The sequence below is a fragment of the Yersinia sp. LJYL362 genome (assembly GCF_048323875.1).
In genome coordinates this window covers 1-10,763 of sequence record NZ_JBLWEX010000110.1, presented here as the reverse complement: position 1 = coordinate 10,763, position 10,763 = coordinate 1, and the positions used below count along the sequence as shown (strand labels likewise).

The window sequence follows — 10,763 nt, the reverse complement described above, 5'->3', positions numbered from 1 at the left end:
TGAAGCAGAATTTGCCGCATACCGAAGTGCTGCCGCTGTATGCTCGCTTATCCAATAGTGAGCAGAATAGGGTGTTTCAGTCTCATCATGGGCGGCGCATTGTGCTGGCGACTAACGTGGCGGAAACCTCACTGACCGTGCCGGGCATCAAGTATGTTATCGATCCCGGAACCGCACGCATTAGCCGCTATAGCTTCCGAACTAAAGTTCAGCGGTTGCCAATTGAGCCGGTTTCTCAAGCCTCGGCTAATCAGCGTAAAGGCCGCTGTGGCCGTGTCTCTGACGGTATCTGTATTCGTCTGTATTCCGAACAAGATTTCCTTTCACGCCCTGAATTCACTGACCCCGAAATTCTGCGCACTAATTTGGCGTCTGTTATCCTGCAAATGACCTCATTAGGGTTAGGGGATATCGCTGCCTTCCCATTTGTAGAAGCACCGGATAAGCGCAATATTCAAGATGGTGTGCGGCTGTTGGAGGAGCTGGGTGCTATTCAAACGGCCAGTAACGGCCATCAGCAATTAACACCGCTAGGCCGTCAACTGGCTCAATTGCCTGTCGATCCCCGTTTGGCTCGCATGGTGCTCGAAGCCCAGAAAAGTGGCAGTGTGCGGGAATTGATGATCATCACCTCGGCATTGTCTATCCAAGACCCGCGTGAACGCCCGATGGATAAACAGCAGGCCTCCGATGAAAAACATCGGCGCTTTGCCGATAAAGACTCTGATTTCCTTGCCTTTGTTAATCTATGGGACTACCTGAAAGAGCAGCAAAAAGAGCTCTCATCGGCGCAATTCCGTAAATTATGCCGTAGCGATTTCCTGAACTATTTGCGGGTGCGCGAATGGCAGGATATCTATACCCAACTGCGTCAGGTGGTGAAAGAGCTGGGTATTCCGGTCAATAGCGTCGCCGCAGACTATCGCAGTGTTCATACGGCCATTCTGACTGGGTTACTGTCACATATCGGCCAGAAAGACGTTGAAAAGCAAGAGTATACCGGGGCGCGCAATGCCCGTTTTGCTATTTTCCCAGGCTCCGGTTTATTCAAAAAACCACCAAAATGGAGCATGGTTGCCGAATTGGTCGAAACCAGCCGCTTATGGGGGCGCATTGCTGCTCGTATTGAACCAGAATGGATTGAGCCTTTGGCGCAACACTTGGTTAAGCATCACTACAGCGACCCGCATTGGGAGAAAGCGCAAGGGGCGGTGATGGCCAGTGAGAAAGTGACCTTATTCGGGTTGCCTATCGTGGCTGAGCGCAAGATAAACTACGGGCCAATTGATCCGCCGTTGTGCCGCGAGCTGTTTATCCGCCACGGCTTGGTCGAAGGGGATTGGCAGACGCGCCATGCTTTCTTCCGCGCTAATTTAAAGTTATTGGCTGAAGTGGAAGAACTGGAGCACAAATCTCGCCGCCGCGACATTCTGGTGGATGATGAGACATTGTTTAACTTCTATGATCAGCGTATTGGTCGCGATGTTATTTCTGCGCGTCATTTTGATAGCTGGTGGAAGAAAACCAGCCAGACCCAGCCGGAGTTGCTCAACTTTGAAAAAACCATGCTTATCAAGGATGGAGCAAACAAAGTTAACCCGCTCGATTACCCGAACTTTTGGTATCAAGGGGCACTTAAATTACGGCTTTCTTATCAATTTGAACCCGGAACTGATGCGGATGGGGTTACGGTCCATATCCCGCTTCCTATCCTCAATCAGGTTCAGGAGGCGGGGTTTGATTGGCAAATTCCGGGCATTCGCCGTGAATTGGTGGTGGCGCTCATCAAGTCATTACCTAAGCCGGTTCGCCGCAACTTTGTGCCCGCACCTAATTATGCTGAGGCTTTTTTGGCTCGGGCAACCCCATTGGAAACCAGTCTGCTGGATGCATTAGAGCGCGAATTACGGCGCATGACTGGGGTGACAGTGTCACGCGAGAGCTGGCAGTGGGAGCAAGTCCCCGATCACTTAAAAATGACGTTTCGTGTATTGGATGATAAAAATCGGACTTTGCGTGAGGGGAAGGACCTTGCTGCCTTGAAGCTGCAACTCCAGGAGAAAGTACAAGAGACGCTTTCAGCGGTTGCCGATGACGGTATTGAGCAAAATAACTTACATATCTGGAGCTTCGGCTCACTTCCGGTGTGCTACGAGCAGCGCCGGGGAGGATACGAAGTTAAAGCATACCCGGCATTGGTGGATGAAAAAGACAGTGTCGCGATTCGCTTATTTGATACAGAAGCCCAGCAACAACAGGCCATGTGGCAGGGGACACGCCGTTTATTGCTGCTAAATATTCCGTCTCCGATTAAGTATTTACATGAAAAGTTGCCGAACAAATCCAAACTTGGCCTCTATTTCAATACTTATGGCAAAGTGATGGATCTAATTGATGATTGCATTGCTTGTGGGGTGGATAAACTTGTCGCGCAATATGGTGGGCCGGTATGGCAAGAGGCTGATTTCGCTCAGCTACAAGAAAAAGTTCGAGCCGAATTAAACGATACTGTTGTGGATATTGCCAAACAAGTTGAACAGATCCTGACCACCGTATTCAGTATCAATAAACGTTTAAAAGGCCGGGTGGATATTTCGCAAGCATTAGCGCTTTCAGACATAAAAGCTCAGCTTGGCGGTCTGATTTACCGCGGTTTTGTGACCAATAATGGCTGGAAACGTTTACCCGATACATTGCGCTATCTGCACGCAATTGAGCGGCGAATGGAGAAGTTAGCCGTAGACTCTCATCGTGATCGTACCCAAATGCAACGGGTAGAACACGTACAACAGATGTGGCAGCAATGGCTGAATAAATTACCGCCTAAGCGCCAACAAGATGAAGACGTAAAAGAAGTTCGTTGGATGATTGAAGAGCTGCGAGTGAGCTTATTTGCCCAGCAACTGGGAACACCATACCCGATCTCAGATAAGCGTATTTTGCAAACCATCGAACAACTGTCGGCCTGATAGCGAGTCTATTCGACTCCGCGCCTGAGATAATATTTCTGGCGCGGAGTTTCGATTGCTAAATCCCACTTCCACGCCAGTATATATATAATTCAAATCCTCTCATTGGTATCTCAGATATGTAATCGATGAAATCTGCTGATTTTCATGCGAAGCCGCTCGAAAACTATCAATTAACCCCCTTATAGCGCGGCAACATTATTGCCTTAGGCCTTCAAGTACGGCTATATCTGCCTGAGTATTCAGACGACTTGTTCAAAGTTTGTCTGATTATGGGTCACCATATTTGATTACACGTGGTGAGTTTGATAGAGTTTTTTGGGAGCAGGGATTGCTTATGTATACGATTAGTTTGTTGAGGTTGGCACAAAGAGAATTGTTTAAATTACCCGTGGGGATACAGGCGGCTCTGATTAAAGCTCTCGATGAATTAGAGGCTTATGGTCATGAGTTGAGAGAGCCTGTCGTGCGGGATATAGGGAAAGGGCTGAAAGAACTGAGGGTCAGTGCAAAGGAAGGTTGCGGGCGTGGTTTTTTCTTTTACCAAGCAGAACAGCAGGTTTATATCATTCATATCTTGCAGAAGAAAACACAAAAGACCCCAAGACGGACACTGATGTTGGCTTATCAGCGTATGAAGGAACTCAAGCGGAGATTGCAGCCATGAAAAAACAAGATGATTTTGACCTGCTTCCTTTTTCTGAGGTTAAAGCGAACGCTTTAAATCACCCTCAGGTAAATGAAGCGTATTCTGACTTGCAGATCAGGCAAGCCATGATGACTGAGCTTAAGGCAGCCCGCCAGCGATGTCATTTAACTCAAGAAGAAGTCGCCCAGAGAGCGGGGCTGAGGAAACAAAATATCAGCCGCATGGAGAAAGGTATCATTTCGCCTAATCTCACGACGTTAAGTCGATATGCCGCAGCATTAGGCGGGACTTTTGTGTTTAAATTTAATCAAAAGCCCCGTAGTACCAATAAGGAATAGTCGTCGTTAGGCTCGTGGTTACCCCATCAATGTCTTTTGCTGAAATGAGGTATGACTATTTCCCTGTGTTAGCCGCTTTATTCGCGAGCGTTTTTAACCGATCTTTTATGGCCGTGACTGCCAAAGCGCGGTTATCCGCTAGATAACGGTCTTTAGCGGCGGGTGCGGAACTTTGAATGGCAATCAAGGACCAGTTCTCGCCATTTTTCAATAGCAAGGGGGAGCCGCTATCACCCGGTAAGGTGTCGCATTGGTGAGAAAGTACACCCTGCTGCGCCCAGCCAGTGATCAGGCAATCCTCATGGCTATAGAGAGTATCCAGGTGATCAAGTGGGTAACCCGCTTGTGTTATTTTACGATCAACGTGTTTAAGCGCTTGGGTTAATTCATTGGCAGTCCCATCCCACAATGGCAACGGCTTGATAGGAAGAGGCTTCTTATTAGTTAATCGAATAAGGGCATAGTCATATGCGGCGGCTGCGGGTGGAACTATCCAGCCGTCGCCGTCAGGTTTAAGTTTCTTACCTAACTTGGCATCAACCAGTGTTTCCAGGCCAGTAATTTGATACTTCCAATGGCCCTTGTGCGAAATAAACCGTAAAGCAACAGCACGATCAATCTTACCAGGGGGAGCTAATACACAATGCCCCGCCGTCAGTGCGAGGCGAGGGGAGATTAATGTCGCTGTGCAAAGGTTGCCACTGGCTGTTTCAACTTGGCCAATGGCTTGCCATGGCCATTCAGAACCATTAGTGACCGCAGTACGATCATCTTTACCAAAAAACAGAGTGGTTTGATCGGCAATACTGCTGTCGTCATTTGACGAGTCAGAGGATGGAAGGGCATAAGCCACTGAAAGAGGTAACAAACTGAATAGTAATAGTGAAGATAAACGCATAAATAATTAGCCTGCCTTATTCCCAAGAGGGGATTTATTCACAAACCTGAGACCTACTGGTTAAGCTGCTAATCACAAGCTTCCCTACAGCTAACTATAGACACAATTAGCTATGTAGTGTGTTGTCAGTATTTGATTTTTCGATAATTTTAGCGCGATATAAGTCGCTTATACCCGAAAAAACTCACATGCTGCTCGACGTGTTACGGGTATACGCTATAAATAAAAAAACAATGTGATCAGCCCGCAAATAATTAATGTTGTCAGAGTGATTTCAAATAAATAACGGCGCAGCATTATCAGCACTCCTGATAAAAAACACCCGGAGAACCGGGTGTTGAGTGAGTGAAGTTGTTGCAGGTCAATCGTCAAGAGCGGGCTTCCGCTTTCTCGACTTTATTTAGCGGCAGGTACTGCCGCCGGGGCTGTCTTAGTGTGTGCCGCTTTTTTGTGGTGATTCTTAGCTGCTTGTGCTTTTTGCACTGGTGCCGCTTTCTTCACCGATGGTTTAGCTTTTTTGTGATGCATCATTTTCGCTGGAGCACTATGAGCCGCTGGTGCGGTAGCCATTGGAGCAGCAGGAGGTGCTACAGTGTCTGCGGCGAATGCGACAGAAGACATACCCAAGGTTGCAGCAACAATCAGAGCTAATACTGTTTTCATGATTTATTCCTCAGTGTTCTGTTTGTATATCGGCCCCGTTGGGTCGTTGTAATGAGAATAGAGTAAATGGTTAATGGCTTCCGTGAGTCATTGGTTTCGGCTTGTAACCGATTGTACAGAACTGATTGTTATGACGAATTGTTAACGTCGCACTCAGTTTCAACAGCCCCTCAACGCACCTTTTCTTGTAGGGATAGAATGGACGTTCTGCGGAGTAAGAAAGGGAGATGACTTCCTTTAAAACTGTATATTAGTTACAACATACATTGAATGACACTTTAAAAAGTGATCTCTGGAGGTATAGACAAATTTGTCACATCAGTGGAATTTATGTTCAGTAGAACGAGACGGCCCGCTCAAAGGCGGGGACGTCTCAAAGGGGACAATCTTGGGGCGAAGGAAATTATAAATAACGCCGTTGTAAATGCTCACGGAAAAAACGAGGGTTAAGTGACTCGCCAGTCGCTTTAGTGATCAAATCGGTCGTTGAGTAACGGCTCCCATGTTGCCAGATATTTCCCTGTAACCAATTGAATAAAGGAATAATATTCCCATTGGCGATATTACTATCTAATTCCGGAATAGCGGCCCGCGCGGTTTGGAAAAGCTGGGCAGCATACATGGCACCTAAAGTATAAGTGGGGAAATAACCAAAGGCGCCATCCGTCCAATGAATATCTTGCATACATCCATTGCGGTAATTACCTGCGGTATTTATCTCGAGGTATTGCTGCATCTTCTCATTCCACATAGCCGGAATATCATCGACTTCAATGTCACCATTAATTAACGCTTTTTCAATCTCATAGCGCAAAATCACATGAGCAGGGTAGCTGACCTCATCGGCATCAACCCGGATAAAGCCGGTTTTGACTCGTTGATTTAATGCAGTGAAATTTTGTTCATTAAAAGCAGGTTGTTCACCGAATTGCTGTATAACCAAAGGCCGGATGACTTGCAGAAATTCCTTGCTTCGCGCTAATTGCATTTCAAACAGTAGGCTTTGAGATTCATGAATGGCGGTTGAGCGAGCATGTGATATTGGTTGACCCAACCACTCGCGCGGCAAATTTTGCTCATATCGCGCATGGCCTGTTTCATGGACAATCCCCATTAACGCACTCAGAAACTCTGGTTCATTATAACGAGTGGTGATGCGTACATCTTGCGGCACACCACCGCAGAATGGGTGCACACTGACATCAACCCGTCCGCCATCAAAATCGAAGCCTAATACCCTCATCACATTCCGCCCCAGTTGGCGCTGTTTTTCCAGGTCAAATGGCCCTTGCGGTATCAAACAGGTTTCATTTGCTTGCTTGGCGATCACTTTTTGCAATAACACCGGTAGCCATTGTTTCAGGTCGCCAAAGATACTATCCAAAAAAGCACTATTCGTTCCCGGCTCATATAAATTCAACAGTGCGTCATAGCGCGATGTTCCTGCCGCTTGGGCTCGAATTGACGCTTCTTCACGGCTTAACGTGACCACTTCGCGTAGATTTGCCGCAAAACCATCCCAGTCATTGGCAATCCGCTGTTGTCGCCATGCATGTTCGCATCGAGCACCGGCTAATGATTTTGCCTCAACCAAGGCCTCTGGGAGTAACACGGCATTATTGTAATGTCGGCGCATCTCGCGCAAATTTGCTTGCTTGATATCATCCAGAGTTTCTTGTTCCGCTTGCTTCAACCACTCGCCAACCTGCCGGGCCGTGAGAATCTGGTGTTGCAGCACATTGAGCTCAGCCATCGCCTCTGAGCGAGCAAGATTTCCTTTTGGCGGCATCATGGTTTGCATATCCCACCCCGCAATGGCGGACAAATGCTCAAAGCGAGAAAGGCGTGTGAATGTGGTGCGCAGGGCTTGATAAGCTGTAGTCATTAAGTACTCCATTTAAACTATTCTCGCCATTCTTCAAGTTGCATGTCCGTTGGCGGCTTTTATTGGCTCGATAGCCGCTTTCTTGCAACTCGAATTATTTAGAGCATATAGGCGGCTTGTTTTATTAAGGCCAGAGTTTAGCAAAACTATTATTGAGGACTGTCTTGGTCGATAGTGAGTGAATAAAGCGCTTTTACCGGCCAGCAAAACCGGAAGCTGGCGCCGCCCAACGAACTCGCGTCAACGGAAATGCTACCTTGATACGCTTGTGCGATGGAGTGAACGATAGCGAGACCTAATCCACAACCGCCGGTGGCGCGATCACGGCTAGGATCGAGGCGAACAAATGGCTCAAATACCCGAGCGCGTTCTTCTAATGGAATGCCCGGCCCGTCATCTTCAACTTGTAAACACGCGTTATCGCCATCAAACCATAAGCCAATCCGCAGCCGCTGATTCGAGTAGCGCAGGGCATTATTGACCAGATTATCCAAAACTCTTTCCATCAAACGTAGATCGACTGCACCAAAGTCGCCACGATGAGGTATATCAAGTTCAATCTCGCGTTCACGATGAATCAAGCGCATATCTGTTACTTTCGCGGTGAGCCATGCCGGTAAGTCTATAGGTTCCAGATTGAGGGAGACTTGCGGGCGATCGAGTCGAGCGTAGGTCAGTAATTCGTCAATTAGCGCCTCTAACTGACCAATATCATGATTCAACGCCAGCTGTTCGCTTTCAGTTAGGTTATCACTCATGGCTAACCGATAGCGCAAGCGAACAAGTGGGGTACGTAGCTCGTGGGCAATCCCATCAATAAGCAGCTTCTTGCTGACGATCAATGTGCTGATGTTATCGGCCATTTGGTTAAAAGCGACACCTAAGCGGCTGAGACTGGAGGTCGGATCAAAATGTGTCCGTTCGTCCAGATGTCCCGCTCCAAGCCGCTGGGCCGCATTTTCCAGTTTCAGTAAGTCTTTCCAGTGAGGGCGCATCCACAGGAACACCGGTAGCGCCAAAGACAGACCAATCAGGATGAGTAAGATTAAATCCAGTAGCCGCATTTGGTGCAAATAAAACAAATAGGGAACCGGGCCAACAGCCAGGACATAATGGCTGCGGGGAATACGTTGCAGGAAGGTATATTCATCATCCAAAGCAATAATTTCACCCGCACGCAGGCGCTTATTTAATCTTTCGCCCAGATCTCTCTTATCGAGAGGTTCAATATGTAATTGAAAAGAGAGATTTAAATCCAGCGTAGCGATGGTTTTATTCCAGTCTTTTAGCGGGATTTCGCGTAACTCACTGCGCATCAATGACAGCGAGCTTTTCATCAAATCATCTAATGACTGGCGGCCAGCGCGTTCAGCAGTAACTTTATAAACTAAGCCAACCAGCATCGCCATCACCATAAAACAGACGAATAGCAATAAGAAAAACTGAATAAATAGCTTCCTCATTGCTGCACAGACTCCCAGGCATTTGGCGCAAACAAGTAACCTTTATTACGTACTGTTTTGATTCTAAAAGGTTCAAAAGCATTGTCATAGAGTTTACGGCGCAGGCGCGATATAGCCACATCGATACTGCGATCCATCCCGTCATAACTGACGCCGCGTAAATTTTTCAATAACGCCTCTCTGTCCATAATGATCCCTGCATGGGTGGCCAACTCCCACAGCAAATCAAAATCTGAAGTCGATAACGTAATCTCTTCATCGCTGAGATTGACTTGACGGTTGACGGGGTCAATACAGAGCAAACCAAAGTGAATCGCATTATGTCCCGTGAGGGGGGGGCTGATGGTTTCCTTGGTTTGCTGTTGATTATGTTGACGTAGGTGCAAACGTAACCGTGCTAACAATACCGCAGGAGGCGTCGTTTTCAGGATATAGTCATTTGCCCCCATTTCGAGAGAGAGGATATGGTTCATATCACTGTCAAGAGAGGTCAGCAGCACTATCGGGCCTGCATAGCTTGGCCGGAGATCACGGCACAATGTCATCCCATCTTTGCCAGGTAACATGATGTCGAGCAACACCAAGTCGGGTTGTTGATGCTCAATAACCGCTTGTGCAGTATCACCGCGCGGTTCCACAAACACATCAATGTCATGCTTGCCCAGATAGGCCGCAATCAGTTTCCCGACCTCCGGGTCGTCTTCTACAAAAACAATTTTGGTCATGTTTTTCAGTTTATAAAAGTGCCGGAATTCAGCATAGCGCGCTGTGGGTAGCAATACTATGCACGTTACTTATTCTTCATGCCAATCACTGGCCAATGACTGATTGGTAGACAACTAGCAAATTATTTCATTATATTAATGAAAGTGATTATATCGTCATCTCTATTTAGTTGCGCCCATCGTTTATATATCAATACTTACGATTAATGAATAGCTGTATCGATCAGCTAAGGACTGAGGGATGAGTGGCGAACACATTGGTGTGCCAGCACACAGTGAAAAAGTCTGCTTCGATTACACGGAATTTTTAGCTGCTTCTTGTAAAAAGCGGTGGAGTTTCATTGATGCTATTTATGGGGTCATGCCGATTTTCGGGATGGTAGTGAAGTCCAAAACTGAACTGGAGAAAACGCCTCAGGAACGGCTTACCGCCCTGGCGTTACAGGTATTATCAACCCAGCTTAGTGATGAAACTAATATTATTAGATTGATTCGTCTTGCTGAGCTGCAAGGGATAACAGAATTGGATATCCAATTACCTTATCCGCTAGAAACCGTGCAACTGGGTGAGATCAAACAAAAATTCCCACTTTCAATGCGACTCAGCCAGCAGGGGGAATGTTTATCTGTGGATATATCCGCAGCAGAACACCATTAGTTAGTGGCCAACAGATGTTTACATGGGCCGCTCGTCTCATTAGCGTGCGGCCGGTTTTATGGGGTATGGCGCTTAATGAATAACCAGCCAGGTTGCCGGAATAGTGGCAATCAGCACCAGGCAAATCGCCGCACGCTCCACCGTATTGAGTAACCTAAGACCTTCATGCCCTTTGCGTGCATAAATAAAGACCAGCAAGCCGGGCGCGTATAACAGGGCGGATAGTAGCAGGTATAGTAAGCCAGCGGCATAAATCAGCCACAAACCATACAAACACGCGCCACTGGCAGCCACAATTAATCGCCAGTCCTGGCGTTTTAAAGCCACCTTAAATAAGAAGGCCCCTACTAGAAAATAGGGCACTAAAATCATCTCTGATGCAATTGTCAGCAAGGTATTGTAGTTGCTGCCCGTCAGCCAGATAAGTATCAGTGCCACTTGTACCGCACAGTTAGTCAGCCACAGTGATTTTGCCGGAGCATTGTGCTTATTCTGATACTGGAATATCTTAGGAA

Annotated in this window: 10 protein-coding genes; 4 read left to right on the top strand and 6 right to left on the bottom strand. The window is 47.2% G+C overall.

Features of this window, described 5'->3' with window-relative positions; genetic code table 11:
* From hrpA to ACNSO8_RS04890, 3 genes are all read left to right on the top strand, one after another.
* The coding region (gene hrpA / locus ACNSO8_RS04900) for an ATP-dependent RNA helicase HrpA (protein ID WP_418393999.1) at window positions 1-2,969 on the top strand (2,969 nt) is incomplete at its 5' end.
* 337 nt (window positions 2,970-3,306) lie between these two features.
* Window positions 3,307-3,636, top strand: coding sequence for a type II toxin-antitoxin system RelE/ParE family toxin (locus tag ACNSO8_RS04895; RefSeq protein ID WP_418393998.1), 330 nt, complete (start codon window positions 3,307-3,309; stop codon window positions 3,634-3,636).
* Window positions 3,633-3,956: a helix-turn-helix domain-containing protein gene (locus ACNSO8_RS04890; RefSeq protein WP_418393997.1), complete on the top strand. Its 324-nt coding sequence runs from the start codon at window positions 3,633-3,635 to the stop codon at window positions 3,954-3,956. The genes ACNSO8_RS04895 and ACNSO8_RS04890 overlap by 4 nt, the downstream gene beginning before the upstream one ends.
* A gap of 55 nt (window positions 3,957-4,011) precedes the next feature.
* On the opposite strand, the gene ACNSO8_RS04885 is transcribed toward ACNSO8_RS04890, so the two are convergent.
* The 5 genes from ACNSO8_RS04885 to rstA form a co-directional block, all read right to left on the bottom strand.
* On the bottom strand, window positions 4,012-4,854 hold the full coding sequence (locus ACNSO8_RS04885) for a trypsin-like serine peptidase (protein ID WP_418393996.1): 843 nt from the start codon (window positions 4,852-4,854) through the stop codon (window positions 4,012-4,014).
* Between the two features lie 396 nt (window positions 4,855-5,250).
* Window positions 5,251-5,517, bottom strand: a complete 267-nt coding sequence (gene asr / locus ACNSO8_RS04880; protein WP_418393995.1) for an acid resistance repetitive basic protein Asr — start codon at window positions 5,515-5,517, stop codon at window positions 5,251-5,253.
* Window positions 5,518-5,920: 403 nt separating this feature from the next.
* Entirely contained in the window at window positions 5,921-7,402 is a 1,482-nt protein-coding gene (locus ACNSO8_RS04875; protein ID WP_418393994.1) for a carboxypeptidase M32, read from the bottom strand.
* Window positions 7,403-7,551: 149 nt separating this feature from the next.
* Complete coding sequence (gene rstB, locus ACNSO8_RS04870) at window positions 7,552-8,865, bottom strand: two-component system sensor histidine kinase RstB (RefSeq protein ID WP_418393993.1); 1,314 nt, start codon at window positions 8,863-8,865, stop codon at window positions 7,552-7,554.
* Window positions 8,862-9,590 carry a two-component system response regulator RstA gene (rstA, locus tag ACNSO8_RS04865; protein ID WP_418393992.1) on the bottom strand — a complete coding sequence of 243 codons (729 nt, stop codon included), beginning with the start codon at window positions 9,588-9,590 and terminating at the stop codon, window positions 8,862-8,864. Before rstA ends, rstB begins: the two co-directional genes overlap by 4 nt.
* Window positions 9,591-9,831: 241 nt before the next feature.
* On the opposite strand from rstA, the gene ACNSO8_RS04860 reads away from it, so the two are divergent.
* The gene (locus ACNSO8_RS04860; RefSeq protein ID WP_418393991.1) at window positions 9,832-10,248 is read left to right on the top strand and encodes a hypothetical protein; all 417 of its coding nucleotides are present in this window, start codon (window positions 9,832-9,834) and stop codon (window positions 10,246-10,248) included.
* Between the two features lie 72 nt (window positions 10,249-10,320).
* Here the strand turns inward: ACNSO8_RS04860 and ACNSO8_RS04855 are convergent.
* On the bottom strand, window positions 10,321-10,763 hold a 443-nt coding region (locus tag ACNSO8_RS04855), incomplete at its 5' end, for an amino acid permease (protein WP_418393990.1).